The following is a 25,479-nucleotide window of genomic DNA, read 5'->3' as shown; positions in this document are numbered from 1 at the left end:
CCCTGACTCCTGGTGGCGAAGGCGGCTGGCAGGATATCCGGATGGACATCATCCTTTTCCATTCGGCCTTCGGTCTGCGTCCGGCGGTGCACGCGGCCGCGGACCGGCTCCGTGCCGCCGGGCACGAGGTTCGCGTGCCCGACCTGTTCGAAGGACAAACCGCCGAGACCGTGGAGGAAGGCCGGGAGCTCGCGGAGAGGATCGGTACGGAGGAGCTGCTGCGGCGGGCGATCCACGCCGCCGCGCCGTACTCCGACCAGGGGCTGGTGTACGCGGGGTTCTCGCTCGGAGGGGCGCTCGCGCAGAATCTGGCGCTCGGCGACGAGAAGGCACGCGGCCTGCTGCTTCTGCACGGCACCTCCGACATCGCGGAGGGGGCGAGCGTGGACGACCTGCCGGTGCAGCTGCATGTCGCCAGTCCCGATCCGTTCGAGACCGAGGACTGGCTGAACACCTGGTACCTGCGGATGCAGCGGGCGGGCGCCGATGTGGAGGTCCACCGCTATCCGGGGGCCGGGCATCTGTTCACCGACCCGGATCTGCCGGACTACGACGAGCCGTCGGCCGAGCAGACCTGGCGTGCGGCTCTCGGGTTCCTCGTGACGCTCTGAGGAGGCCGGGGCCGGACGCGGCGGTTCCGCCCGGCGCACGCGGGGCGCGACGGGCGGCACCGGTCGGGGCGGGTCAGGCGCGGTAGGCGGACCAGTGGTCCTTCATCCGCTGCACCTGGCCGGAGGTGAACTGGTACATGCAGGAGTCGTACGTGTAGTCCATGAAGTTGTGGATCGGGTCCACACCGGCGTCCCGCTTGCAGCTGTCGCTGCCGGTCGGGCAGGCGTAGGCCGGGCTCTTCTCGGCCGGGGTGTCGGAGACGTAGTCGCCCTTGCCGTTACAGCCGCCCTGGAAGGTGTGGTAGAGCCCCATCCAGTGGCCGACCTCGTGGGTGGCGGTGTCGCCCTCGTCGTAGTTGGTGGCGGAGCCGCCGGGCAGCGAGGCGTCGAGGACGACCACGCCGTCCATGGACGGGTCGGACTGGTACCAGGACGGGAAGGTCGCCCAGCCGAGCAGCCCGCCGCCGAGGTTGGCGGTGTAGAAGTTGAGCGCGCCGGCGCCGCCCTGGCGGAGGGTGGACTTCATCTCCTTCTCGGCGGTGGAGCCGGAGCTGAGGTTGTACCAGGCGGCGTTGTCCGTGTAGTCGGTGCCGGCCAGGGTGAACTGGAAGCCGGAGTCGGTGTTGCCGCTGCCCTGGCCGGCGTAGGCGGCGTTCAGGACGTCGAGCTGGCTGTTGATCTGGCTGCTGGTCAGCTTGCCGGTCTCGCCGTCGTGGATGACGTGGAAGTAGACCGGGATCGTGGTCGTGGCGGCGGCGAGACTGCTGCCGCTCGTACGCGCGGCGTCCAATCTCTTCTTGAGGTCCGCGTCCATGGCCTTGGCCTTGGCCTCGGAGATCTCGTTGGGCTCGTGGGCGTGGTCCGCGCCGGGGCGGGACTCACGTGCCGTGGCGCCGGCGTGCTCGTCCTCGGCGCACTCCTCGGCGGACGCGGCGGCGGACACGGGTGCCTTGGGGGAGGCGACGCTGCCAGGGGCGGAGAGCGGAGCGAGGGCCAGGGTTCCGGCCATGATCGCCGTACCGACCGCACGGTGGCGCAGTCGGGGGGATATACGGGCAAGAGCGCGCATTACGTCTCCTCGCGGGGGGTTGTCTGGAGGCCTTTCTTGGCCACCGCGGGGAGATTACGGGTGCATGTCAGATGTTGATGAGGATCGTTCAAGCCCAATCAATCCACGGGTGATTGTGGACATCGGGGAGAAAAGTTTCGGTCATGTCCGGGAGTTGAGATCTGCACGTAACGAGTGCAGTGACGACGACGGGTGGTGTGTCCGCATTCATGGTGCGGGACACGCCACCCGCCGTAGCGATGTGATCTTCTGTTAATGCATCGGCGTATGGCCGAAAATCGCCCCTAGTGCACGGGCTGGTTCACCCGCTCGACCTTCTGCGTTCCACTGAGGGTGCGGTAGGACCGCGACCACGACGACGAAGCGTCCTGCTTCGTCCGGTCGGAGATCGTGTAGTAGTCCATCTGGGAGCGCTCGGCGGTCACATCCAGGACGCCGTAGCCGTGTGCGTCCATGTCGACCCACTTCACATGCCGGTTGGCGGCCCGCACCGCGGCCGACGCGACCAGGGAGACGGTGCCCGGGGCGACATGAAGGAGGTCGTCCAGGTTGTCCGAGCTCACCGAGGTCACCACGAACTCCGTCGCCGCCGCAGGCGAGAGCGGATACGTCGCCGCCTTGACCGGGACGTCGTTCGCCCACGCCATGTGGATGTCGCCGGTGAGGAAGACGGTGTTCTCGATACCGCGCTGCGCCAGATGCGTCAGCAGCTCCTTGCGGTCGTCCGTGTAGCCGTCCCACTGGTCGACGTTGACCGCCAGGCCCTCCTTGGGCAGCCCCATCAGCTCGGCGATCGGCTCCAGCAGATACGCGGGAAGGGAACCGAAGGCGACCGGCGAGATCATCACCGAGGTCCCCACCAGCTGCCACGAGGCGTCGGAGGCCGCGAGGCCCGCCTTCAGCCAGTCCAGCTGCGCCCGGCCGGTGAGCGTGCGGTCCGGGTCGTCCACGTCGCCGTTGCCGATGCTCGACTGCTGCGAGCGGAACGAGCGCAGGTCCAGCAGATGCAGATCCGCCAGCTTGCCGAAGCGCAGCCGGCGGTAGACCGTGCCTTCCGTGGACGCGCGGACCGGCATCCATTCGAAGTAGGCCTGCTTGGCGGCCGCGACGCGGGCCGCCCACTCGCCCTCGGCGCCGGGCGTGTGGTTCTCGGCGCCGCCGGCCCACGCGTCGTTGGCCAGCTCGTGGTCGTCCCATATCGCGATCAGCGGGTGCGCGGCGTGCAGGGCCCGGAGATCCGGGTCGGTCTTGTAGGTGGCATGCCGCAGGCGGTAGTCGGCGAGCGTCACGATCTCGTGTCTCGGCTCGTGCTGCCGTACGCCGTACTCCTCCGCCGGGTAGCCGCCGGTCGCGTACTCGTAGATGTAGTCGCCGAGGTGCAGGACCGCGTCGAGGTCGCCGCGCGCGGCCAGGTGACGGTAGGCGGAGAACCAGCCCGACTCCCAGTTGGCGCAGGAGACCACACCGAAACGCACACCGGGTGCGGCCGCGTCCGCGGCGGGCGCGGTGCGGGTGCGCCCGGCCGGCGAGACGGTGGAGCCCGCGGTGAAGCGGTACCAATAGGAGGTTGCCGGGCGCAGGCCGCGCACATCGGCCTTCACGGTGTGGTCGGCGGCGGCCGTCGAGGTGATGGTGCCACGGGCGACGGTCAGGGCGAAGTCCTTGTCCTCCGCGACCTCCCAGACCACCTCCGTCCCGGCTCCGAGGCCGGAGCCGGGCAGTGCGTCGGGGCTCGGAGTGACACGGGTCCACAGCAGGACGCCGTCGGGCAGCGGGTCACCGGACGCGATGCCGTGGAGGAAGGCCGGGGTCTGCTCCGCCGCTGTGGCGGGGGAGGCGGCCGCCGCGAGGACGGGTGCGGCGACGGCGGTGGCGGCAGCGGCCTTGACGACCGTGCGGCGACTGGGAGTTGAGAAAGATCGACTGGTCACGGCCGATCAGACTACTGATCAGTACGTCGAAAGGGCGGGCGAACGGAGAAAGTTCGCCCGCCCATCCGGAGCGGTAAACCTGAGTGTTGCCTCGGACTCCCTGCCGGCGGACCTGTCGGCGACGGTCCGGAGCGCGCCGGTCAGTGACCGCCCGTCAGAGGACCATCAGCCCTTCAGCGCCTTGTCGACCGCGGTGGTGAACTCCTGGACCGTCATGGGCGCGTTCTCGCTGCCCTCGGCCGTCACGTTCCTGCCGTCCATCCTGAGGGTCGGGGTGCCCTTGACCCCGCTCTTGTCGAACTTCTCCGACATCTTCATCGCCCAGGCGTCGAACGTCCCGTCCTCGACGTTCTTCCTGAACTCCTCGTTGCCCTTGAGCGCGGGCACCGAATCGGCGATCTCCACGAGGTAGGAGTCCTTGGCGAACTTGTCGTCGTTCTCCTCCGGGTGGAACTCCGCCGAGTACAGCGCCGACTTGTACGCGAGGAAGGCGTCGGGGCTCACGTTCAGCGCGGCGCCCAGCGCGCTCAGCGCGTTCTTGGAGCCCTCGCCGTTGGTGGCGTTGTCGATGAAGGTGGCACCGATGTACTGGATCTTGTACTTGCCGGCGTCGACGTCCTTCTCGACCGTTTCGCCGACCGCCTGCTCGAAGGTCGCGCAGACCGGGCAGCGGGAGTCCTCGTACAGCTCCAGCGTCTTCTTCGCGCTGTCCTTGCCGATGACGACGGTCGTGCCGTTCTCACCGGAGGTGTTCTTCGGCGCGGTGACGTCCGACTGCTCGGCCACCGACTCCCAGTGGCCCGGCTTGTTGGCCTGCATGACGCCGTAGCCGATGCCGCCGGCGATCGCCAGCACGACGACGGACGATCCCGCGACCGTCAGTTGCCGGCGGACCTTGTCCTTCTTGGCCTGGCGCTCGCGCTCCTGGCGCAGCCGCTCGCGGGCCGCCGCCTTGTTGGCCTGGCTGTTGCGCTTGCTCATGATCATTCACTCCGTGTGGGGACGCACATAAGGGACGTACGAAAGAGGGGGATCTCCGGTTCAGGCGCAGAGCGCGACCGAACGCGGCGGTCCCCTCCGTCCCACGGAGTGCACCAGCAGACGGGTGCGCGAGGGCCGGGGCGCGTACGGCTCCGGGCGCGGCGCCCGGCGCCCGGGGCCGGGGGCGTGGACGGCGGCGACGGCCAGCAGCAGCGGCCGGAAGGCGAACGCGCCCACCGTCCGCAGCAGCCCGGCCACCGCGGACTCGCCGCGCCGCAGCCAGGCCGCGGCGAGCAGGCCGACACCCACATGCGCGGCGAGCAGCAGCCACGGCTGGGCCGGGTCGGCGGTGCGCAGCACCGCCGCGAGACCCGTGCCGTCCACGGGCAGCGCCGTGCCCGGCAGCGCCGCGCCGACCTCACCGCCGCCGCACAGCACGTCGAAGCCGACCGCGCGCAACGAACCGGAGACCGGGCCGCCGGCAGGGCCGTAGCAGACGTGCTGTCCCGTGGTGAAGACCGTGTCCGCGGCCAGCTCCAGCGGGATCAGCAGCCCGGCGATGCGCCAGAACCCACGCTCCTTGCCCGACAGTGCGAAGGCCACGGCGAACACGGCGGCGGCGAGGGCGGCGACGGTGGTCAGCGGCAGCGGGGCCCGGGACAGCAGCACGTGGGAGGCGGCGGACAGCGTCACGACCAGTGCCGTGAAGACCGCTGCCCGCAGCCCCCTGAGCTGCATCCCTGAGATGTCCATCGCAGCCGAGTGTGCCATGCGCTTCTTAAGAGTCTCTTAAAAGGTGTTCCGCCCGGGTCCGGGGCCTACATGCCCGGGATCCGGCCGTTGCGGAACAGGTCCACGAAGATCTGGTGGTCGGCCCGCGCCCTGGCCCCGTAACCGTGCGCGAAGTCCACGAGATGCTCGCCGAAGCCCTCCTCGTCGGCGGAGATCGCCGCGTCGATGGCCCGCTCGGTGGAGAACGGCACCAGCAGGTGGCCGCTCTCGTCGTCGGCCGCGGCGTGCATGGTCGCCGTGGCCCGGCCCAGGTCGGCGACGACGGCCGCGATCTCCTCCACGTCGTCGATGTCGGACCAGTCCAGATCCACCGCGTACGGGGAGACCTCCGCGACCAGCTGGCCGGAGCCGTCCAGCTCGGTCCAGCCGAGCCACGGGTCGGCGTGGTCCTGGAGGGCGCGCTGCGAGATCACCGTGCGGTGGCCCTCGTGCTGGAAGTAGCCGCGCACCTGCGGGTCGGTGATGTGCCGGGAGACCGCGGGAGTCTGCGCCTGCTTCATGTAGATCACGACATCGTTCTCGAGGGCGTCGCTGTTGCCCTCCAGCAGGATGTTGTACGACGGCAGTCCGGCAGAGCCGATGCCGATGCCGCGCCGGCCCACGACGTCCTTGACCCGGTAGGAGTCCGGGCGGGCCAGGCTGGACTCGGGCAGCGTCTCCAGATAGCCGTCGAAGGCGGCCAGCACCTTGTACCGGGTGGCGGCGTCCAGCTCGATCGCGCCCGCGCCGGAGGCGAACCGGCGCTCGAAGTCACGGATCTCCGTCATGGAGTCCAGCAGCGAGAACCGGGTCAGCGAGCGCGCCACGCGCAGCGCCCCGAGCAGCGGCCCGTCCGCCGTGTCCAGGGTGAACTGCGGCACGTCGTCGTCCTTGGCACCGGTCGCGAGGACATGGATGCGCTCCCGGTAGGCGGCCGCGCAGATCCGCACCAGCTCGGTGATCCGGTCGTCGCTGAGCGCCTTGGTGTAGCCGATCAGCGCGAGCGAGGCGGCCAGCCGCTTGAGGTCCCAGGTGAACGGGCCCACATAGGCCTCGTCGAAGTCGTTGACGTTGAAGACCAGCCGGCCGCCTGCGTCCATGTACGTGCCGAAGTTCTCCGCGTGGAGATCGCCGTGGATCCACACCCGGCCCGTCCGCTCGTCCAGGTAGGGGCCGGCGTGCTGCTCCCGCTCCAGGTCGTTGTAGAAAAGGCAGGCCGTGCCCCGGTAGAAGGCGAACGCCGAGGCCGCCATCTTGCGGAACTTGACCCGGAAGGCGGCCGGGTCGGCGGCCAGGAGCTCGCCGAAGGCGGTGTCGAAGACGGCGAGGATCTCCTCGCCGCGCTGCTCGGCGATGGGCTGCGGGACCGGCATCTCTGGGTGCCTCCTGGTGCATGGCGTACGGGACAGCTTTTCCGCCCCGTGCAACGTACGAAGGTACGCGGGAGTGCCCACCCGTCACTCGGCCGACGGCCCCTCGCCGGGGGGCGCCGTGCGGCGGTTTTTGACCGGAGTGTCAGTGGCGGGACGTAGACTTCCAGGCTGTCCCCCGGGACTGACCGCAGCCTGTCGCCCACTGTTCTTCGGAGGCCCGTCGCCGTGACCAAGCCGCCCTTCACGCACCTGCACGTCCACACCCAGTACTCGCTGCTGGACGGTGCTGCGCGGCTCAAGGACATGTTCGAGGCGTGCAACGAGATGGGCATGACCCATATCGCCATGTCCGACCACGGCAACCTCCACGGGGCGTACGACTTCTTCCACTCCGCGCAGAAGGCCGGGGTCACGCCGATCATCGGCATCGAGGCGTACGTCGCGCCCGAGTCGCGGCGCAACAAGCGCAAGATCCAGTGGGGCCAGCCGCACCAGAAGCGGGACGACGTCTCCGGCTCCGGTGGCTACACCCACAAGACCATCTGGGCCGCGAACGCGACGGGCCTGCACAACCTCTTCCGCCTCTCCTCCGACGCGTACGCGGAGGGCTGGCTGCAGAAGTGGCCCCGGATGGACAAGGAGACCATCTCCCAGTGGTCGGAGGGTCTGATCGCCTCCACCGGCTGCCCCTCCGGCGAGCTGCAGACGCGGCTGCGTCTCGGCCAGTTCGACGAAGCCCTGAAATCCGCCTCCGAGTACCAGGACATCTTCGGCAAGGACCGGTACTTCCTGGAGCTGATGGACCACGGCATCGAGATCGAGCGCCGCGTCCGCGACGGACTGCTGGAGATCGGCAAGAAGCTCGGCATCCCGCCGCTGGTCACCAACGATTCCCACTACACGTACGCGCACGAGGCGACCGCGCACGACGCGCTGCTGTGCATCCAGACCGGCAAGAACCTCTCCGACCCGGACCGCTTCCGGTTCGACGGCACGGGCTACTACCTCAAGTCGACGGACGAGATGTACGCCATCGACTCGTCCGACGCCTGGCAGGAGGGCTGCCGCAACACCCTCCTGGTCGCCGAGCAGATCGACACCACCGGGATGTTCGAGAAGCGCGACCTCATGCCGAAGTTCGAGATCCCCGAGGGCCACACCGAGGTCACCTGGTTCAAGGAGGAGGTCCGGCGCGGCATGGAGCGCCGCTTCCCCGGCGGCATCCCCGAGGACCGCCAGAAGCAGGCCGAGTACGAGATGGACGTCATCATCCAGATGGGGTTCCCGGGGTACTTCCTCGTCGTCGCCGACTTCATCATGTGGGCCAAGAACAACGGCATCGCGGTGGGCCCCGGCCGTGGCTCCGCGGCCGGCTCGATCGTCGCCTACGCCATGGGCATCACCGACCTCGACCCGATCCCGCACGGTCTGATCTTCGAGCGGTTCCTCAACCCCGAGCGCGTCTCCATGCCCGACGTCGACATCGACTTCGACGAGCGCAGGCGCGTCGAGGTGATCAGGTACGTGACGGAGAAGTACGGCGCCGACAAGGTCGCCATGATCGGCACGTACGGCAAGATCAAGGCGAAGAACGCGATCAAGGACTCCGCCCGCGTGCTGGGCTACCCGTACGCGATGGGCGACCGGCTCACCAAGGCCATGCCCGCCGACGTCCTCGGCAAGGGCATCGATCTCAACGGCATCACCGACCCCTCCCACCCGCGCTACAGCGAGGCCGGCGAGATCCGTGCGATGTACGAGAACGAGCCGGACGTGAAGAAGGTCATCGACACCGCGCGCGGCGTGGAGGGCCTGGTCCGGCAGATGGGCGTGCACGCGGCCGGTGTGATCATGTCCAGCGAGCCGATCGTCGACCACGCCCCGATCTGGGTGCGGCACACCGACGGTGTGACCATCACCCAGTGGGACTACCCGCAGTGCGAGTCGCTCGGCCTGCTGAAGATGGACTTCCTGGGCCTGCGCAACCTCACGATCATGGACGACGCCATCAAGATGGTGAAGTCCAACAAGGGCATCGACCTGGAGATGCTCTCCCTCCCGCTCGACGACCCCAAGACCTTCGAGCTGCTCCAGCGCGGTGACACCCTCGGCGTCTTCCAGTTCGACGGCGGGCCCATGCGCTCCCTGCTGCGGCTGATGAAGCCCGACAACTTCGAAGACATCTCCGCCGTGTCCGCGCTCTACCGCCCGGGCCCGATGGGCATGAACTCGCACACGAACTACGCGCTGCGCAAGAACAAGCAGCAGGAGATCACGCCGATCCACAAGGAGCTGGAGGAGCCGCTCCGGGAGGTCCTGGACGTCACCTACGGCCTGATCGTCTACCAGGAGCAGGTCCAGAAGGCCGCCCAGATCATCGCCGGTTACTCGCTCGGCGAGGCCGACATCCTCCGCCGCGTGATGGGCAAGAAGAAGCCCGACGAGCTGGCGAAGAACTTCGTCCTCTTCCAGAAGGGCGCCCGGGAGAAGGGCTACAGCGACGAGGCCATCCAGGCTCTGTGGGACGTGCTGGTCCCCTTCGCCGGATACGCCTTCAACAAGGCCCACTCCGCCGCGTACGGCCTCGTCTCCTACTGGACGGCGTACCTCAAGGCCAACCACCCCGCGGAGTACATGGCGGCGCTGCTCACCTCGGTCAAGGACGACAAGGACAAGTCGGCCGTCTATCTGAACGAGTGCCGGCGCATGGGCATCAGGGTCCTCCCGCCGAACGTCAACGAGTCCATGTCGAACTTTGCCGCGCAAGGCGACGACGTGATCCTGTTCGGCCTCACCGCCGTGCGCAACGTCGGGCAGAACGTGGTCGAGTCGATCATCAGGACCCGCAAGGCGAAGGGGAAGTACAGCTCCTTCCCCGACTTCCTCGACAAGGTCGAGGCCGTCGTCTGCAACAAGCGCACCGTCGAGTCCCTCATCAAGGCCGGTGCCTTCGACGAGATGGGCCACACCCGCAAGGGCCTCGTCGCCCACCACGAGCCGATGATCGACAACGTGGTCGCGGTCAAGCGCAAGGAGGCCGAAGGGCAGTTCGATCTCTTCGGCGGCATGAGTGACGAGGCGAGCGAGGAGCCGGGCTTCGGGCTCGACGTCGAGTTCTCCGACGTCGAGTGGGAGAAGTCGTACCTGCTCGCGCAGGAGCGCGAGATGCTCGGCCTGTACGTCTCCGACCACCCGCTCTTCGGGATCGAGCACGTCCTCTCCGACAAGACGGACGCCGCGATCTCCCAGCTCACCGGCGGCGAGCACGCGGACGGCGCGGTCGTCACCATCGGCGGCATCATCTCCGGCCTGCAGCGCAAGATGACCAAGCAGGGCAACGCCTGGGCGATCGCCACCGTCGAGGACCTGGCCGGCTCCATCGAGTGCATGTTCTTCCCGGCGACCTACCAGCTCGTCTCCACCCAGCTCGTCGAGGACACCGTGGTGTTCGTCAAGGGCCGGCTCGACAAGCGCGAGGACATCCCGCGGCTCGTCGCGATGGAGCTGATGGTCCCCGACCTGTCCTCCGCGGGTACCAACGCGCCCGTGGTGGTGACCATCCCGACGGTCAAGGTCACCCCGCCCATGGTCAGCCGCCTCGGCGAGATCCTCAGCCACCACAAGGGCAACACGGAGGTGCGCATCAAGCTCCAGGGCCCCCGCAAGACCACCGTCCTGCGGCTCGACCGGCACCGGGTGCAGCCCGACCCGGCACTCTTCGGCGACCTCAAGGTGCTGCTCGGCCCGTCCTGCCTGGCCGGCTGACCGGACCCGCGTCCCGTACGGACAGCAGAACACGCAGAAGGGGCGCTCCCGTCGTCACGGGAGCGCCCCTTCTGGCGTTACGCATTACGCGTCATGCAGGCCGGCAAGCCGGTCAGTTGTGGCCGAAGCGCTTCTGCCGGCCCTTGTGGGCCACATCGGACGGAGTGACCGACTGCGCCCGCTGCTCGGCCTGCGCCTCCATCGAGGAGCTGCGAGCCTGCTGGGTGCCGCGCTCCGCTGCAGAGGACTTGTTCTGGGTGCGTTCCTGCTTCTTGTTCTTGGCCATGGGGTGCCTCCTGTGGGGGTTTAGGGGCCAGGGCCGCGACCAGACTCACATAAGCCTATAACCGTCGCATTTTGGATCATTGCGGTCCGTAATCACCCCTTGGTACGGAGGGACTGGCCCGATCCGCCACGCCGATGATCGAGTTCCGGCCGTTAAGCCTCCCGTGGTCGGGCAGACTCGAAGGAAAGCCGGAACAATCCCCGATCCCAAGCACCGTTGAGCTCGCGAAAGAGGGTGGTACGCGTGGACCGCTGCGTCGTCCTGGTGGACGCCGGCTATCTGCTGGGCGCTGCCGCCAGCCTGCTCGCCGGAGAGCCCGCCCGATCGCGGATCACCGTCGACCATGCGGCCCTCATCCACGGCCTGCGCGAACTCGCGGAAGCCGACACCCAGCAGCCGCTGCTCCGCATCTACTGGTTCGACGGCGCACCCGACCGCGTTCCCCAGCCCGAGCACCGGCGGCTGCGCGTGATGCCCCGGGTGACCGTCCGGCTCGGCGCTCTGACCCGCAGCGACGGCCGCTGGGCACAGAAGGGCGTCGACGCGGCGATGCACGCGGAACTCACCGAACTGGCCAGGAACCGCGCCTGCTCCGACGTGGTGCTGGTCACCGGCGACGGCGACCTGCTGCCCGGTCTGATGTCCGCCAAGGAACACGGCGTCGCGGTCCACCTCTGGGCCGTGCAGGCCGCGGACGGCGACTACAACCAGTCCGAGGACCTCGTCGCGGAGGCCGACGAACGCCGGGTGCTCGACCGGGTGTGGATCACCCGGGCCGTACGGGCCAAGGAACTCACCGGCGTCTGCGCGCCCCCGCCGGTTCCCCGGCCCGAGATCGCGGCCATCCTGTCGGCCCCCCTTCCCGAGTCCGCGCTCGCCGCGGCCGCCGAGCGCGCCGAGGACGCCGTACGCGGCGGCACCCGCACACCTCCCGCGGAGAACGGCGCGGAGCCCGCGCCCGCCCCCGCCAAGGGCGTGCCCACTCCCAAGGACCTCGCCGGCCTGCGCGCCCCCGGGCAGCAGCCCGCCCCGCCCGCCGCCGCCCACCCGCCGAACGCGACCCTGCGCTGGTCCTCCGACAAGGGCTGGATCGAACGGCCCGGCAGTGCGACGCTCGGCGAGCCGCCGGAGTCCGCCTCGCTGCCGACCCTGGCCCAGCTCACCAGTGCCGAACAGCGCTGGGCCGACCGCGAGGAGGACATCACCACCGTCGGCGGCGACCCGTTCGAGGTCGGCCAGGTCTTCGCACGGCGCTGGATGGAGCGGCTGCCCGAGAACGGGCACGTGCAGAAGCTGTCCACCCTGTACCCGCGCATCCCGCACCGCATCGACGGCGAACTGCTGCGCTACGCCGCACGCTTCGGACTCCTGGCCCACAAGGACGACCAGATCGACGAGCACGACCGGTATGCGATCCGGGCGGGATTCTGGCGCGAGATCGACGTACGGACGGCCGCCGAGCACGGCCCGACGGGAGAGCACTCGGGGCCCGAGGGCATCCGGGGCGGACGGACCCCGTAGTCTCGTACCTCGTGAGTACGGTGTGCGTGGTGCGGGATCTGGTCAAGACGTACCCCGCCGCGCGCGGCAGACGGGGCACGCCCGGGACACCCGAGGTGCGTGCCACCGACGGGATCAGCCTCGAGGTGCGGCGCGGCGAGATCTTCGGCCTGCTCGGACCCAACGGGGCGGGCAAATCGACCCTGGTGCGACAACTCACCGGACTGATGCGCCCCGACTCCGGCAGCGTCCGTGTCCTCGGCCACGACCTCGTACGCCACCCCGAGCGCGCCTCCCGGCTCATCGGCTACCTCGGCCAGGAGTCCACCGCACTCGACGAACTGACCGTCGCGCTGGCCGCCGAGACCACCGGGCGGCTGCGCGGACTGGCCGCACGCGAGGCGCGCGCCGCGCGGGACGCCGTCCTCGAGGAGCTCGGCCTCACCGGCCTCGCGGGCCGCCCCCTGAAGAAGCTGTCCGGCGGCCAGCGGCGGCTCGCCTGCTTCGCCGCGACCCTCGTGGGGGAGCGGCCGGTGCTGGTGCTCGACGAACCCACCACCGGGATGGACCCCGTCGCACGGCGTGCCGTCTGGGCGGCGGTCGACCGGCGCCGCGCCGAGCACGGCGCGACCGTACTGCTCGTCACCCACAACGTCATCGAGGCCGAAACCGTCCTCGACCGCGTCGCCGTCCTCGACCGCGGCCGGGTCATCGCCTGCGACAGCCCGTCCGGGCTGAAGGAACGCGTCGCCGGTGAGGTACGGGTCGAGCTCGTGTGGCGCGACCGCGCCCCGCTCGACGTCCCCGAGGTCGCCGCCCTCCGCGGCTCCGCACAGGAGTCCGGGCGGCGCTGGGTCCTGCGGCTCGCGCCCGAGGAGGCACGGGCGGCGGTCGCCGCGGTGACCGGGGGAGCGGCGTTCGCGGCGCTCGACGACTTCACTCTCGCCACGCCGAGCCTGGAGGACGTGTACTTGGCACTCGGAGGGAACACGACGAAAGGGCTGGTCAAGGCGTGAGCATCGTGTCCGCGGAATCCGCCGGGGCGGTGGCCGCCGCGCGATCGGCACCGGCGGCGGAGGAAGCCCCCGCGGAGCTCGCTCCGCGCGCCCGGCTGCTGCCGGCGCTGGCCGCCGTGTACCGGGCGCAGCTGTCGCGGGCGCGGGTCGCCCGTATCCCGCTGCTGTTCGTGGCGACCTTCCAGTCCGTCGGGATCATGGTGCTGATGCGGGGCGTCGTCGACGGCGGGACGGAGGCGCGCGCGGTCGTCGCGGGAGCGAGTGTGCTCGTCGTCGCGTTCGTCGCGCTCAATCTGCTCGCCCAGTACTTCGGGCAGCTGCGCGCCGGCGGCGGCCTCGACCACTATGCGACGCTCCCCGTGCCGCCCGCGGCCGTGGTACTCGGCGCGGCGGCCGCCTACGCCTCCTTCACCGTGCCGGGCACGGTGGTGACGGCGATCGCGGGCAGCATGCTCTTCCAGCTGCCGCTCACGCATCTGTGGGTGCTGGTCGCGGTGATCCCGCTGGCCGGCGCGGCCCTCGCCGGTCTCGGCGCGGCCCTCGGACTGCTGGCACCGCGCCAGGAGCTGGCCACGCTGCTCGGGCAGCTCGGCATGTCCGCGGCGCTGCTGCTCGGCGTGCTCCCGGCCGACCGGCTGCCCGGGCCGGTTCCGTACCTGCGTGACCTGCTGCCGTCCACGTACGGGGTCGAGGCCCTCGCCAGGACCTTCGACACCCACCCGGACTGGGCCGCCGTCGGCCTCGATCTCGCGGTTTGCGCGGTGGTCGGGGTCGTGTCCCTGGCAGTCGCGACGTGGGCTTACCGGCGGGCAGCGGTCCGATGAGGCGCCGCCGTGGCGGGCCTGGCACGATGGCGGGGTGACCGCACCTCTGACGCCGCCGCACCAGCCCCACGAGCCCTCCTCGGAGAACAACCCCTGGCAGGTGCCGCCCGCCGGGCCGGGGCCGTCGTCGATGTATGCGCAACGGACGGCGAAGGACGAGGCCGCGGCGGCCGCGGAGCGTCGGAAGGACCTGCGGGACTCGGCGCTGATCCTGGTGGCCGTGACGCTCGCGGGCGTCGCCCTGGGCCTGCTGTGGCTGTGGCTGGCACCGCGAGTGCCGCTGATCTCCAACTCCGAGGGCGTCTTCCTCAAGGACACGGAGGGCGAGGAGGCGATCGGGGCGGACGGCACGTTCCTGCTGCTGGCCGTCGGTCTCGGCGCGCTGAGCGCGGCGGCGGTCTTCCTCTTCCGCAGGAGCGGCGGCATCGCGCTGGTCGTCGCCCTGGCGGTGGGCGGCCTGCTCGCCTCGCTGCTGGGCTGGGGCATCGGCGTGTGGTTCGGCCCGCAGCGGGACGTGGTGGCGCATGCGCGCGAGGTGGGCGAAGGGGTCACCTTCGACGCGTACCTGGATCTCGGGGCGAAGGGTGTGCTGCTGGCGTGGCCGGTGGCGGCGATGCTGGTGCATCTGGGGCTGACGGCGCTGTTCGGGCCGCGCGACCCGGAGCCGGACTGGCCGGAGGCGCCGCCGGCGCCTCCGCAGTGACGTTTCCCCCTACGGCCGACCCGCTGCGCGGGGCTTGTTCCCCACCCCGCCCCTTCCCGTAACCGGGGGCTCCGCCCCGGACCCCCGCGCCTCAATCTCCCCCTACGGCCTGGCGGCGTGGGTGGGGGCACCTCCCACGCCGCCAGGCCGTAGGGGGAGTGCCCCCGGCCGGGCTGCTGTGCAGCCCGGCCGGCGATTGAGGCCACCGCGCGAAGCGCGGTACCGGGGTCCGGGGCGGAGCCCCGGTTACAGGAAGGGGCGGGTAGGGGACAAGCCCGCGCAGCGCCCCCCCGCAGGGGCTATGCGCGGGCGATCGGGGAGACCGTGGCCGACGTCAGGGCCACCAGGTCCGTGGGGGACAGCTCGACCTCCAGGCCCCGGCGCCCCGCCGACACGCACACCGTCTCGTGCGCCGACGCCGACGCGTCCACCACCGTCGGCAGCCGCTTCCGCTGCCCCAGCGGGGAGATACCGCCGCGGACGTAACCCGTCGTGCGTTCTGCCGCCGCCGGGTCCGCCATCGCCGCCCGTTTGCCGCCGACCGCCGACGCAAGGGCCTTCAGGTCCAGCTGGCCCGCGACGGGGACGACCGCCACCGTCAGGGTGCCGTCCACGTCCGCCACGAGGGTCTTGAAGACGCGGTCGGGGGAGACCCCGAGGGCCTCCGCCGCCTCCTCGCCGTAGGAGGGCGACGACGGGTCGTGCTCGTAGGCGTGCAGGGTGAACGGCGTCCCCGCGGCCGTCAGCGCGACCGTCGCCGGTGTGCCGCCCGGTTGCTTCTTCGCCTTCTTCGTCGCGTTCTTCGCCAAGGCAGGGACTCCTCGCGTCAGTTGGGGCTCGTCGGCCGCCATGTCAGGTCCACGGCCGGCAGTGACGGCAGATGCCGCAGCACGGCCGTCTCCGCCCGCAGCAGCGTCAGTTCCTCGCGCAGCCGTGTCGCCGTGTCCGGCGCCTGGAGCAGGCGCTGCTTGGCGGGGGTGTCGAGGACCGCCGCCGCTGCGACGAGGTACGAGACGACCGACGGGTCGTCGGGCAGCTCCGTGCCCGTCGACAGCGACCGCTCCCGCGCTCCCGCCAGCCGCTTCTGGTAGCTGCGGAAGGCCCGCAGCACGCCTTCCGCCAGCATCCCCGCGCCCTCGCCCTGTTCCTCGGGGATCTCCTCGAGTTCGGCCGTCAGGAACGGGCCGCTCGCGTCGACGGACAGCAGCTTGACGCGGGTCGTGCCGGTGGCGAGCACCTCGAAGCTGCCGTCGCCGCGTTCACGGATGGTCGCCGCGTCGGCGATGCAGCCCACCCGGTGGAACGCCTGCGCCGGGTCCGGGCCGAAGCCGGCGGCGGGGCCGCGCTCCATGACCGCGGTCTGGTCGGGCATGCCGGGCGCGGCGGGCGCGACCTCGCGCCCGTCCCGGATGGCGACCACGGCGAAGCGCCGCGGCTCCTCCTCGTCCGTCTTCCGCAGCTCGCGCATCATGGCGCGATAACGCTCCTCGAAGATGTTCAGCGGCAGCACAAGGCCCGGGAACAGTACCGAGTTCAGCGGGAAGAGCGGCAGGCGAGCGGTGGTCACAGCGGTCAAGAGTAATGGTCGGGCGACCGGGCCGTTCCCGCCCCCTGCGTCCCGGCGGCCATGGGCGGTCCCTGCGTCCCGGCGTCCCCGCGGCCCGTGGCCGGAAGCCCGCGCCCACGGCCCCTACCGCCCGGCCGCCGTGGCCGGTCCTCTCTCCCTGCGGTCCTGCCGCCGCGCGTAGTGCGCCCGACCCGGCCACGCGGGCAGCGGCGTCGCCGAGGCGACCTCGATCCGGGCGCTGTCGCGCGTCCTGAGGAACCGGTCCAGCGGGTCCTCGGTCACCGACGACCACGGGAAGGACGTCGCGTACGGGCCGATCAGCCGGAACTGGGTCAGCGCCTCCTCCCAGCGTCCCCGCGCCATCAGTACGTAGGCGAGCAGGTTGCGCATCTCGGCGGGCCACGGGTCGCCGGGGCCGTACTCGTGGGAGAGCGTGACCGCGAGGTCCGCCGCCGCGTCGATCCGGTCGTCCTGCACGGACGTCCTCGGCGCCCCGCCGAGCAGTTGCACGCACGCCGCGCGCACCGGCAGCGCCTGCACCAGCGAGCCGGGCAGGGCGTCCTCGGCGGCCTTCTCGGCGAAGTCGAAGCACTCGCGGTGCGAGCCGTACCACTGGGCGGAGAGGTACTTGAGCGCCGCCACATGGCAGCCGTAGTGGTGCGAGGAGCGGCGTACGGCCTGCTCCCACAGCGACTCGAAGGCCGTGTGCGTGGCATGCGTGCCGCGCGCGTGGTCGAGGGCGATCCGCCAGGGCACGGGGTCGCCCGGCTCGGCCTCCGCCGCCGCGTCGATCAGCGGGGCCAGCTCGCGCAGCAGTTCCGGGCGGGCGGGTGACTCCCAGGCCCTGCGGACCGCGAGCTCGGCCTTGACGACGAGGGCGTCCGTGTCGCGCGGTGACGCGGCGAGCCAGTTGCCGAGCCATTCGTCCCGGTTGCGGGCGAAGGCCGCGAGCCGCACGACGTAGCGGTCGCGGTTCTCCCATTCGGCCGATTCCCGTGTGGCCGCCAGCAGCTCCGCGGCCGGTCCGTACTCCCCGGCGGCGGCCGCGACCAGCACGGGGGCGAGCCGCTCGTCGGGGGCGTCGAGCAGTACCGACTCCGCGGGGGTGAGGCCCGCGGCGAGCCGTGGCGTATGACGCATCATGCGCGCGGTACGGATCAGGACACGAAGCAGTGACATGGTGCGGACCATTGAAAAGGCGCAGGTGAACGCCGCGCCAGGGGGCGCCTGTGAAGCTTTGGTGGCAACCGGATGGTTGCCCCGGCCGAAGTCAAGAGACGGTAAAGATTGCGGCTCAGCCGCGACGCAGCAGCCGTGTCGCACCAGCCGCCACCGTGGTCGCCAGAATCCACCCCAGCAGCACCAGAACGGCGGCGGCCCACTGCCATCCGCCCTGGAGTCGCCAGTGTCCGTCCTGGCCGAGATTGATCACCGGCACCAGCAGATCGAGAGCGTACAGCGCCGGGTTCCACTCCGGATGCTCGCCCGGCTTGATGGGAGGCGGAGTGACCTGGGCGAAGGCGAACGCGCCGGCCGCCCACAGCACCGCCATCCACAGCGCCGCACGGCCCGGCCGGTAGCCATACGCCACCGTCAGGTCCTGCAGATGTCCCCACAGCTTCCCGGCCAGCGGCAGCGTCTCCCGGCGGCGGCGGTGCTTGGCCAGCAGGACCTCCCGGGCATCCGCGTCCTCCCCGCTGTTGCGCAGCACGGTCGCGAGCCGTTCGTACGGCTCGGGGGAGTACTCCGGCGTCGCGGAGGCCACCCACTCCAGCCGCCGCGACAGCGGGAACTCCTCGTACGGCACCAGGTTCTCGTAGACGAAGCCGCCCATCGCGAGGCCGCCGGGGCCGGGCCAGCTCGCCGCCAGGTCGATCAGCGTCACGACCTTGGCGCCGTTGAGGACGACCCGTCCCTCCTCGGGGCGCTCCGCGTTGAACCGCAGTTCCGGTGTCGAGATCCGGCGCAGCGACAGCTCCTCGCGCGGACTCAGCACGAACCGCGCCCGCTGGAGGTCGACGGCGTCGCCGAACCGTCCGTCGTCGAGGCGGACGCCACCGTGGCATTCGAAGGGCTGAAGCCGGGAGCCGCGTTCCGCCGAGCCGTACGGCGTGGTGGTGCCGAAGGGGGGCGTGGCGCCCTGGTTGCCGGTGGCCACGCTCACCCAGGCGCCCGTCATGTAGAGGGTGCGCTCGACGCTCAGCTGGGGCGCGTTCAGCGCGCGGCGCTCCGCGGCGGCCCGCAGCCGGCTGCCGCGGAGACTGAGCGACACGCCGACCTTCGCACCGCGCAGGCTGAACTCGCCGTAAGTCTCGATCAGATCGGCCTGCAGATCCTGGGCGACCGACAGGCCGTCGGCGGTGATGGCCCGGCCCCGGCGGTCCGGTCGCACATGGATCTGGTTGATCAGCAGGTCCGTGCCGATCTGGGCGTCCGTGAGCCGGATGCCGTGGTCGATGCGGCAGCGCGGCAGATGCAGGTCGCCCTCCGTGCGCAGCCTGGCCGCCTCGATCCGAGGTATCGCGCAGCCGACCATGCGCACGGTGGTGAAGTGCGCCTCCGGCATCAGCAGCTCGTTCTCGAAGCGGCAGCCGTGCAGCTCCACGTACGGGGCGATGCTGCCGCCGGCCAGCTTGAGTGTTCCGGTGATCTGTGCCCCGCGCAGCTTGAGCGCGGCGACCCGGCCGGGCCGGGCGGCCGGGCCGTTCAGCAGCAGCCGCGCCATGATCGACGCGCGGACACTGCGCTCCGGGCCCCAGGGGAGGGGCGAGAAGGGATCATTCAGCAGGGGATCGGTGTCGCTGAGGTCGTGCGTGCTTCCGTTTCTGAAGGCGTTCCACATCTGCAGCTCGGTCGGGCTCACCCCGTCCGGAGGCCCGTCGTCCAGCGGCTCGGTCACTGCCGCCCCTCCGCTTCGTTGGCTCGTACAGCTGTTCTTCCCGCTGAGTGACGGCCTGAACGCTAGTGGTGATGGTCATCCAGTGGGGCACGTATCAGCCACTGATACGGGAAACAAGCGTTGGATCCGGTCTGAGAGAATTGGTTCCGTGCTGCGATCTAATCTTCTGGCTCGAATCGATCTGCGCGGCGACGCCCTCCCCGAGGGTGGCGCTCTGCGCGACCTGCTGCCCCGTGCCGAATTCGACGTGGAAGCCGCCCTGGAGAAGGTGCGGCCGATCTGCGAGGACGTGCATCATCGCGGCGACGCGGCGCTGATCGAGTACGCGGAGAAATTCGACGGCGTGAAGCTGGACCAGGTGCGGGTGCCCGCCGCCGCGCTGGCCCGGGCGCTCGACCAGCTCGACCCCGAGGTCAGGGCCGCGCTCGAGGAGTCCATCCGCCGGGCGAGGATCGTGCACCGTGCCCAGCGCCGCAGCGAGCACACCACCCAGGTCGTCCCCGGTGGCACCGTCACCGAGAAGTGGGTGCCGGTCGAGCGGGTCGGTCTCTACGCGCCCGGCGGCCGGTCCGTCTACCCCTCGTCCGTGATCATGAACGTGGTCCCGGCCCAGGAGGCGGGCGTCGAGTCCATCGCGCTGGCCTCCCCGGCCCAGAAGGCCCCTCTTGACAGTGATTGGGGCGCGGGCCTTCCGCACCCGACGATCCTCGCGGCCTGCGCGCTGCTCGGCGTCGACGAGGTGTACGCCGCCGGCGGCGCCACCGCGGTCGCGATGTTCGCGTACGGCACCGAGTCCTGCCCGCCCGCCAACATGGTCACCGGCCCCGGCAACATCTGGGTCGCCGCCGCCAAGCGCTACTTCACCGGCCGGATCGGCATCGACGCCGAGGCCGGCCCGACCGAGATCGCCGTCCTGGCCGACGCCACCGCCGACCCCGCCCACGTCGCCGCGGACCTGATCAGCCAGGCCGAGCACGACCCGCTGGCCGCGGCGGTGCTGGTCACCGACTCCGAGGAGCTGGCCGCCGCCGTCGAGCGGGAGCTCGAGCCGCAGGTCGCCGCGACCAAGCACGTCGAGGACCGGATCAAGCCCGCGCTCAGCGGCCGGCAGTCCGCGATCGTGCTCGTCTCCGACATCGAGGACGGCCTGAAGGTCGTCAACGCCTACGGCGCCGAGCACCTGGAGATCCAGACCGCCGACGCCGCCGCCCTCGCCGCCCGGGTCCGCAACGCGGGCGCGGTCTTCGTCGGCCCGTGGGCGCCCGTCTCCCTGGGCGACTACGCGGCCGGGTCCAACCACGTCCTGCCGACCGGCGGCTGCGCCTGCCACTCCTCCGGCCTGTCGGTGCAGTCGTTCCTGCGCGGCATCCACATCGTGGACTACACGCGCGACGCGCTCGCCGACGTCACCCACCACGTGGTGACGCTCGCCGAGGCCGAGGACCTGCCCGCACACGGCGCGGCCCTCAAGGCGAGGTTCGACTGGAAGGTGCCCGGGCAGTGAACGACCTCGGCATCGACGATCTCCCCATCCGCGACGAACTGCGCGGCAAGTCCCCGTACGGGGCGCCGCAGCTCGACGTGCCCGTCCGGCTGAACACCAACGAGAACCCGTACCCGCTGCCCGAGCCGCTGGTCGAGCGGATCGCGGAGCGGGTGCGCGACGCGGCCCGCGAGCTCAACCGCTACCCCGACCGGGACGCGGTCGAGCTGCGCACCGAGCTGGCCCGCTATCTCACCCGTACCGGCGGCCACCCGGTCGCCCGCGAGAACGTGTGGGCCGCCAACGGCTCCAACGAGGTCATCCAGCAACTGCTGCAGACCTTCGCCGGACCCGGCCGCATCGCGATGGGCTTCGAGCCGTCGTACTCGATGCACGGCCTGATCTCGCGCGGCACCGGCACCGGCTGGATCTCCGGCCCGCGCGGCGACGACTTCACCCTCGACGCCGCCGCGGCCAGGGCCGCCATCGCCGAGCACCGGCCGGACGTGGTGTTCATCACCTCGCCGAACAACCCGACCGGCACCGCCGTCGACGCCGGCACGGTCCTCGCCCTGTACGAGGCCGCGCAGGCGGCGAAGCCGTCGCTGGTCGTCGTCGACGAGGCGTACGTGGAATTCAGCCACCGCCCCTCCTTGTTGCCCCTGATCGAGGGGCGCCCCAACCTGGTGATCTCCCGGACCATGTCCAAGGCGTTCGGCGCCGCCGGACTGCGCCTCGGCTACCTGGCCGCACACCCCGCCGTGGTCGACGCCGTCCAGCTGGTGCGCCTGCCGTACCACCTGTCCGCCGTCACCCAGGCCACCGCGCTGGCGGCCCTGGAGCACACCGATACGCTGCTCGGGTACGTCGAGCAGCTGAAGAGCGAGCGGGACCGGCTGGTCGCGGAGCTGCGCGCCATCGGCTACGAGGTCACGGAGTCCGACGCCAACTTCGTGCAGTTCGGCCGGTTCGCCGACGCCCACGCGGTGTGGCAGCAGATCCTCGACCGCGGCGTCCTCGTCCGGGACAACGGCGTACCGGGATGGCTGCGGGTCACCGCGGGCACGCCCGAAGAGAACGACGCGTTCCTCGATGCGGTTCGCGCACTGAAGAAGGAGCACAGTTCATGAGCGGCCGCGTAGGACGGGTCGAGCGCACCACCAAGGAGACCTCGGTCGTCGTCGAGATCAACCTCGACGGCACCGGTCAGGTCGACGTCGCCACCGGCGTCGGCTTCTACGACCACATGCTCGACCAGCTCGGCCGCCACGGCCTCTTCGACCTCACCGTCAAGACGGACGGCGACCTGCACATCGACACGCACCACACCATCGAGGACACCGCCCTCGCGCTGGGCGCCGCCTTCAAGCAGGCCCTCGGCGACAAGGTCGGCATCTACCGCTTCGGCAACTGCACCGTGCCGCTGGACGAGTCCCTCGCCCAGGTCACCGTCGACCTGTCGGGCCGCCCGTACCTGGTGCACACCGAGCCGGAGAACATGGCGCCGATGATCGGCACCTACGACACGACGATGACCCGCCACATCTTCGAGTCCTTCGTGGCCCAGGCCCAGATCGCGCTGCACATCCACGTCCCGTACGGGCGCAACGCCCACCACATCGTGGAGTGCCAGTTCAAGGCGCTCGCCCGGGCCCTGCGGTACGCCGCGGAGCGCGACCCGCGCGCCGCCGGGATTCTCCCGTCCACGAAGGGTGCGTTGTGAGCGACGCACGCGCGGCCACCGGGCTGCTGACGGACACGATGCCCGCGCCTCCGCGCCGCGCGGGCGGAGAAGCGATGGAGGAGACACGGTGACCGGCCTGTCGACCATTCTCATCGTCGTCGGGCTGTTCCTCGCCGGCGGTGTGTACTCCTTCAAGAAGCAGAAGATGCCCAAGGGGCCCGTCGTGCTGCTCGCCGGAGCGTCCGCGATGTGCCTGGTCGCCGGCGTCATGCGGATTCAGGGGATCTGGGGATGACCACCACCACACCGCAGAAGAAGGTCGTCGTCTTCGACTACGGGTTCGGCAACGTGCGCTCCGCCGAGCGCGCGCTCGCCCGGGTCGGCGCCGACGTCGAGATCACCCGCGACTACGACAAGGCGATGAACGCCGACGGGCTCCTGGTCCCCGGCGTCGGCGCCTTCTCCGCCTGCATGGACGGACTCAAGAAGGCCCGCGGCGAATGGGTCATCGACCGGCGGCTGTCCGGGGGACGCCCCGTCATGGGCATCTGCGTCGGCATGCAGATCCTCTTCGCCCGCGGCATCGAGCACGGAGTGGAGACGGAGGGCCTCGACGAGTGGCCCGGCACCGTCGGCCCGCTGCAGGCGCCCGTCGTGCCGCACATGGGCTGGAACACCGTCGACGCCCCCGACGACAGCGCGCTCTTCGCCGGCCTCGACGACGACGCCCGGTTCTACTTCGTGCACTCCTACGCCGTGCACGACTGGGGCCTGGAGGTCACCAACCCGGCCATGCGCGCACCCCGGGTGACCTGGGCCGAACACGGCGAGCGGTTCGTCGCCGCCGTCGAGAACGGCGCCCTGTGGGCCACCCAGTTCCACCCCGAGAAGTCCGGCGACGCCGGTGCCCAGCTGCTGACCAATTGGATCGAGACGCTCTGATGCCGAAGCTTGAACTCCTTCCCGCAGTCGACGTCCGCGACGGCCAGGCCGTCCGCCTCGTCCATGGCGAGTCCGGTACCGAGACGTCCTACGGCTCCCCGGTCGAAGCGGCGCTCGCCTGGCAGCGCGCCGGCGCCGAGTGGCTGCACCTTGTCGACCTGGACGCCGCCTTCGGCACCGGTGACAACCGCGAGCTGATCGCGGAGGTCGCCGGAGCCATGGACATCAAGGTCGAGCTGTCCGGCGGCATCCGCGACGACGCCTCCCTCGAGGCCGCGCTCGCCACCGGCTGCCGCCGCGTCAACCTGGGCACCGCCGCGCTGGAGACCCCGGAGTGGGTCGCCAAGGTCATCGCGGAGCACGGCGACAAGATCGCCGTCGGCCTCGACGTACGCGGCACGACCCTGCGCGGCCGCGGCTGGACCCGCGACGGCGGCGACCTCTACGAGACGCTCGCCCGTCTCGACTCCGAGGGCTGCGCCCGCTACGTCGTCACCGACATCGCCAAGGACGGCACCCTCCAGGGCCCGAACCTCGAACTCCTGAAGAACGTCTGCGCGGCGACCGACAAGCCGGTCGTCGCCTCGGGCGGCGTCTCCTCGCTGGACGACCTGCGGGCGCTCGCGTCCCTGGTCCCCGAGGGCGTCGAGGGCGCCATCGTCGGCAAGGCCCTGTACGCCAAGGCGTTCACGCTCGAGGAGGCCCTCGCGGCGGTGTCGGCATGACCGGTTCCGTGCGCCGGGTGAGGTCCGGCGGCCCTTGGGAGGAGGCCTTCGGGTACTCCCGGGCCGTCGAGCTTCCAGGCGGCCTGGTCCTGGTCTCCGGCTGTACGTCGATCGTCGGCGGCGAGATCGCCGCGGGCAGCCCGTACGAGCAGACGGTCACCGCGTTCGGCGTGGCGATCGACGCGCTGAAGCAGCTCGGGCTCGGCGCCGAGGACGTCGTACGCACCCGGATGTACATCACGCACGCCCGCGACGTGGACGACGTCGGGCGCGCACACAAGGAGATCTTCGGCGCCGTCCGGCCGGCCGCGTCGATGCTCGTGGTCTCCGGCTTCGTCGACCCCTCGCTGGTCGTCGAGGTCGAGGTCGAGGCGTACCGGCCGGCCGGAACCGATGGAGGTGCCGCATGACCCTCGCGGTACGGGTGATCCCCTGCCTGGACGTCGACAACGGACGGGTGGTCAAGGGAGTCAACTTCCAGAACCTGCGCGACGCGGGCGACCCCGTCGAGATGGCCAAGCTGTACGACGCGGAGGGCGCCGACGAGCTGACGTTCCTCGACATCACCGCCTCGTCCGGCAACCGGGAAACCACCTACGACGTGGTGCGCCGCACCGCCGAGCAGGTGTTCATCCCGCTCACCGTCGGCGGTGGCGTGCGCAGCGCCGAGGACGTCGACAAGCTGCTGCGGGCCGGGGCCGACAAGGTGGGCGTCAACACCGCGGCGATCGCACGGCCGGAGCTGATCCGGGAGATCGCCGAGCGGTTCGGCCGCCAGGTGCTGGTGCTCTCCGTCGACGCCCGGCGCACCCCCGAGGGCTCCTTCGAGGTGACGACGCACGGCGGCCGCAAGGGCACCGGCATCGACGCCGTCGAATGGGCGCACCGGGCCGCCGAGTTGGGGGCCGGTGAGATCCTGCTGAACTCCATGGACGCCGACGGCACCAAGGACGGCTACGACACGGAGATGATCGCCGCCGTCCGCAAGCACGTCACGGTCCCGGTGATCGCCTCCGGCGGCGCCGGCCGGCTCTCCGACTTCCCACCGGCCATCGGAGCGGGCGCGGACGCGGTGCTCGCGGCGTCGGTGTTCCACTTCGGCGACCTGCGGATCTCGCAGGTCAAGGACACGCTGCGGGAGGCGGGCCACCCGGTCCGCTGAGGAGTTTCTCCCAGGTGACCCGGCCGCCGCGGCGGCCGGGTCACCTGTTGCGGGTGGCCGGGTGGCCTTCCGTGGGTGGCCGGGGCTGTGTGGCGGCCGCCGGGTCGTCCGCCGCCGGGTGGCCGGGTCGCCACGACCGGTGAACTTGCCGATGTGCGCCGACCGGGTGCGCCCCGACGGTGGTACC

General features: G+C 71.0%; 24 protein-coding genes. 14 read left to right on the top strand and 10 right to left on the bottom strand.

From position 1 onward, the window contains the following. Nucleotides 1-41 precede the first annotated feature (41 nt). Complete coding sequence (locus OGH68_RS09025) at nucleotides 42-611, top strand: dienelactone hydrolase family protein (RefSeq protein ID WP_264242818.1); 570 nt, start codon at nucleotides 42-44, stop codon at nucleotides 609-611. A gap of 73 nt (nucleotides 612-684) precedes the next feature. Here the strand turns inward: OGH68_RS09025 and OGH68_RS09020 are convergent, their stop codons facing one another. The 5 genes from OGH68_RS09020 to OGH68_RS09000 form a co-directional block, all read right to left on the bottom strand. Beyond that, the gene (locus OGH68_RS09020) at nucleotides 685-1,680 is read right to left on the bottom strand and encodes a zinc metalloprotease (RefSeq protein ID WP_264242817.1); all 996 of its coding nucleotides are present in this window, start codon (nucleotides 1,678-1,680) and stop codon (nucleotides 685-687) included. A gap of 284 nt (nucleotides 1,681-1,964) precedes the next feature. Continuing rightward, nucleotides 1,965-3,611, bottom strand: a complete 1,647-nt coding sequence (locus OGH68_RS09015; RefSeq protein ID WP_264242816.1) for an alkaline phosphatase D family protein — start codon at nucleotides 3,609-3,611, stop codon at nucleotides 1,965-1,967. A gap of 165 nt (nucleotides 3,612-3,776) precedes the next feature. Next, on the bottom strand, nucleotides 3,777-4,592 hold the full coding sequence (locus OGH68_RS09010; protein ID WP_264242815.1) for a DsbA family protein: 816 nt from the start codon (nucleotides 4,590-4,592) through the stop codon (nucleotides 3,777-3,779). 60 nt (nucleotides 4,593-4,652) lie between these two features. Continuing rightward, nucleotides 4,653-5,345 carry a hypothetical protein gene (locus OGH68_RS09005; protein ID WP_264242814.1) on the bottom strand — a complete coding sequence of 231 codons (693 nt, stop codon included), beginning with the start codon at nucleotides 5,343-5,345 and terminating at the stop codon, nucleotides 4,653-4,655. A 65-nt stretch (nucleotides 5,346-5,410) separates the two neighbouring features. Then, on the bottom strand, nucleotides 5,411-6,736 hold the full coding sequence (locus tag OGH68_RS09000; protein ID WP_264242813.1) for a DUF2252 domain-containing protein: 1,326 nt from the start codon (nucleotides 6,734-6,736) through the stop codon (nucleotides 5,411-5,413). A 225-nt stretch (nucleotides 6,737-6,961) separates the two neighbouring features. Between OGH68_RS09000 and dnaE the strand changes: the two genes are divergently transcribed. Next, complete coding sequence (dnaE, locus tag OGH68_RS08995; protein WP_264242812.1) at nucleotides 6,962-10,501, top strand: DNA polymerase III subunit alpha; 3,540 nt, start codon at nucleotides 6,962-6,964, stop codon at nucleotides 10,499-10,501. 112 nt (nucleotides 10,502-10,613) lie between these two features. Here the strand turns inward: dnaE and OGH68_RS08990 are convergent, their stop codons facing one another. Next, nucleotides 10,614-10,787, bottom strand: coding sequence for a hypothetical protein (locus OGH68_RS08990; protein WP_264242811.1), 174 nt, complete (start codon nucleotides 10,785-10,787; stop codon nucleotides 10,614-10,616). 243 nt (nucleotides 10,788-11,030) lie between these two features. Here OGH68_RS08990 and OGH68_RS08985 point away from each other — a divergent pair, with 243 nt between their 5' ends. The 4 genes from OGH68_RS08985 to OGH68_RS08970 are packed head-to-tail and all read left to right on the top strand — an operon-like array spanning nucleotide 11,031 to nucleotide 14,830. Then, nucleotides 11,031-12,308 carry an NYN domain-containing protein gene (locus tag OGH68_RS08985; RefSeq protein WP_264242810.1) on the top strand — a complete coding sequence of 426 codons (1,278 nt, stop codon included), beginning with the start codon at nucleotides 11,031-11,033 and terminating at the stop codon, nucleotides 12,306-12,308. Nucleotides 12,309-12,328: 20 nt separating this feature from the next. Then, nucleotides 12,329-13,303 carry an ABC transporter ATP-binding protein gene (locus OGH68_RS08980; RefSeq protein ID WP_264249984.1) on the top strand — a complete coding sequence of 325 codons (975 nt, stop codon included), beginning with the start codon at nucleotides 12,329-12,331 and terminating at the stop codon, nucleotides 13,301-13,303. Beyond that, entirely contained in the window at nucleotides 13,300-14,127 is an 828-nt protein-coding gene (locus OGH68_RS08975; protein ID WP_413470955.1) for an ABC transporter permease, read from the top strand. The genes OGH68_RS08980 and OGH68_RS08975 overlap by 4 nt, the downstream gene beginning before the upstream one ends. A 34-nt stretch (nucleotides 14,128-14,161) precedes the next feature. Then, a complete protein-coding gene (locus OGH68_RS08970) occupies nucleotides 14,162-14,830 on the top strand; it encodes an ABC transporter permease (RefSeq protein ID WP_264242809.1) in 669 nt (222 codons plus the stop codon). A gap of 299 nt (nucleotides 14,831-15,129) precedes the next feature. Here OGH68_RS08970 and ybaK read toward each other — a convergent pair whose 3' ends face one another. From ybaK to OGH68_RS08950, 4 genes are all read right to left on the bottom strand, one after another. Continuing rightward, nucleotides 15,130-15,681: a Cys-tRNA(Pro) deacylase gene (ybaK, locus tag OGH68_RS08965; protein ID WP_264242808.1), complete on the bottom strand. Its 552-nt coding sequence runs from the start codon at nucleotides 15,679-15,681 to the stop codon at nucleotides 15,130-15,132. Continuing rightward, complete coding sequence (locus OGH68_RS08960) at nucleotides 15,657-16,397, bottom strand: LON peptidase substrate-binding domain-containing protein (protein WP_264242807.1); 741 nt, start codon at nucleotides 16,395-16,397, stop codon at nucleotides 15,657-15,659. The genes ybaK and OGH68_RS08960 overlap by 25 nt, the downstream gene beginning before the upstream one ends. Before the next feature lie 123 nt (nucleotides 16,398-16,520). Further along, nucleotides 16,521-17,588, bottom strand: coding sequence for a hypothetical protein (locus OGH68_RS08955; protein ID WP_264242806.1), 1,068 nt, complete (start codon nucleotides 17,586-17,588; stop codon nucleotides 16,521-16,523). 103 nt (nucleotides 17,589-17,691) lie between these two features. After that, the gene (locus tag OGH68_RS08950; RefSeq protein WP_264242805.1) at nucleotides 17,692-19,296 is read right to left on the bottom strand and encodes an oxidoreductase; all 1,605 of its coding nucleotides are present in this window, start codon (nucleotides 19,294-19,296) and stop codon (nucleotides 17,692-17,694) included. Nucleotides 19,297-19,447: 151 nt separating this feature from the next. Between OGH68_RS08950 and hisD the strand changes: the two genes are divergently transcribed. From hisD to hisF, 8 genes are all read left to right on the top strand, one after another. Then, nucleotides 19,448-20,800 (top strand): histidinol dehydrogenase, encoded by a 1,353-nt coding sequence (gene hisD, locus OGH68_RS08945; RefSeq protein ID WP_264249980.1) that lies wholly within the window; start codon nucleotides 19,448-19,450, stop codon nucleotides 20,798-20,800. Continuing rightward, complete coding sequence (locus OGH68_RS08940; RefSeq protein ID WP_264242804.1) at nucleotides 20,797-21,909, top strand: histidinol-phosphate transaminase; 1,113 nt, start codon at nucleotides 20,797-20,799, stop codon at nucleotides 21,907-21,909. Before hisD ends, OGH68_RS08940 begins: the two co-directional genes overlap by 4 nt. Beyond that, a complete protein-coding gene (gene hisB, locus OGH68_RS08935; protein ID WP_264242803.1) occupies nucleotides 21,906-22,502 on the top strand; it encodes an imidazoleglycerol-phosphate dehydratase HisB in 597 nt (198 codons plus the stop codon). Before OGH68_RS08940 ends, hisB begins: the two co-directional genes overlap by 4 nt. A gap of 88 nt (nucleotides 22,503-22,590) precedes the next feature. After that, the gene (locus OGH68_RS08930) at nucleotides 22,591-22,758 is read left to right on the top strand and encodes a hypothetical protein (protein WP_264242802.1); all 168 of its coding nucleotides are present in this window, start codon (nucleotides 22,591-22,593) and stop codon (nucleotides 22,756-22,758) included. After that, nucleotides 22,755-23,405 (top strand): imidazole glycerol phosphate synthase subunit HisH, encoded by a 651-nt coding sequence (gene hisH, locus OGH68_RS08925; protein WP_264242801.1) that lies wholly within the window; start codon nucleotides 22,755-22,757, stop codon nucleotides 23,403-23,405. Before OGH68_RS08930 ends, hisH begins: the two co-directional genes overlap by 4 nt. Further along, on the top strand, nucleotides 23,405-24,130 hold the full coding sequence (priA, locus tag OGH68_RS08920; protein WP_264242800.1) for a bifunctional 1-(5-phosphoribosyl)-5-((5-phosphoribosylamino)methylideneamino)imidazole-4-carboxamide isomerase/phosphoribosylanthranilate isomerase PriA: 726 nt from the start codon (nucleotides 23,405-23,407) through the stop codon (nucleotides 24,128-24,130). The genes hisH and priA overlap by 1 nt, the downstream gene beginning before the upstream one ends. Further along, the gene (locus tag OGH68_RS08915; RefSeq protein ID WP_264242799.1) at nucleotides 24,127-24,540 is read left to right on the top strand and encodes a RidA family protein; all 414 of its coding nucleotides are present in this window, start codon (nucleotides 24,127-24,129) and stop codon (nucleotides 24,538-24,540) included. Before priA ends, OGH68_RS08915 begins: the two co-directional genes overlap by 4 nt. Further along, complete coding sequence (gene hisF / locus OGH68_RS08910) at nucleotides 24,537-25,292, top strand: imidazole glycerol phosphate synthase subunit HisF (protein ID WP_264242798.1); 756 nt, start codon at nucleotides 24,537-24,539, stop codon at nucleotides 25,290-25,292. Before OGH68_RS08915 ends, hisF begins: the two co-directional genes overlap by 4 nt. The last annotated feature ends 187 nt before the right edge of the window (nucleotides 25,293-25,479 follow it).

It is taken from the genome of Streptomyces peucetius (genome assembly GCF_025854275.1).
Taxonomy (GTDB): Bacteria; Actinomycetota; Actinomycetes; order Streptomycetales; family Streptomycetaceae; genus Streptomyces; species Streptomyces peucetius_A.
The sequence above is the reverse complement of the archived record's forward strand: the minus strand, read 5'-3'. Positions and strand labels throughout refer to the sequence as shown.

What these genes read in the sequence shown, in the direction of transcription:
- OGH68_RS09025 (WP_264242818.1), top strand. Translation starts at nt 42, where the DNA reads ATGGACATCATCCTTTTCCATTCGGCCTTCGGTCTGCGTCCGGCGGTG.
- OGH68_RS09020 (WP_264242817.1), bottom strand. Translation starts at nt 1,680, where the DNA reads ATGCGCGCTCTTGCCCGTATATCCCCCCGACTGCGCCACCGTGCGGTC.
- OGH68_RS09010 (WP_264242815.1), bottom strand. Translation starts at nt 4,592, where the DNA reads ATGAGCAAGCGCAACAGCCAGGCCAACAAGGCGGCGGCCCGCGAGCGG.
- OGH68_RS09005 (WP_264242814.1), bottom strand. Translation starts at nt 5,345, where the DNA reads ATGGACATCTCAGGGATGCAGCTCAGGGGGCTGCGGGCAGCGGTCTTC.
- OGH68_RS09000 (WP_264242813.1), bottom strand. Translation starts at nt 6,736, where the DNA reads ATGCCGGTCCCGCAGCCCATCGCCGAGCAGCGCGGCGAGGAGATCCTC.
- OGH68_RS08990 (WP_264242811.1), bottom strand. Translation starts at nt 10,787, where the DNA reads ATGGCCAAGAACAAGAAGCAGGAACGCACCCAGAACAAGTCCTCTGCA.
- ybaK (WP_264242808.1), bottom strand. Translation starts at nt 15,681, where the DNA reads ATGGCGGCCGACGAGCCCCAACTGACGCGAGGAGTCCCTGCCTTGGCG.
- OGH68_RS08955 (WP_264242806.1), bottom strand. Translation starts at nt 17,588, where the DNA reads ATGGTCCGCACCATGTCACTGCTTCGTGTCCTGATCCGTACCGCGCGC.
- hisB (WP_264242803.1), top strand. Translation starts at nt 21,906, where the DNA reads ATGAGCGGCCGCGTAGGACGGGTCGAGCGCACCACCAAGGAGACCTCG.
- hisH (WP_264242801.1), top strand. Translation starts at nt 22,755, where the DNA reads ATGACCACCACCACACCGCAGAAGAAGGTCGTCGTCTTCGACTACGGG.
- priA (WP_264242800.1), top strand. Translation starts at nt 23,405, where the DNA reads ATGCCGAAGCTTGAACTCCTTCCCGCAGTCGACGTCCGCGACGGCCAG.
- OGH68_RS08915 (WP_264242799.1), top strand. Translation starts at nt 24,127, where the DNA reads ATGACCGGTTCCGTGCGCCGGGTGAGGTCCGGCGGCCCTTGGGAGGAG.
- hisF (WP_264242798.1), top strand. Translation starts at nt 24,537, where the DNA reads ATGACCCTCGCGGTACGGGTGATCCCCTGCCTGGACGTCGACAACGGA.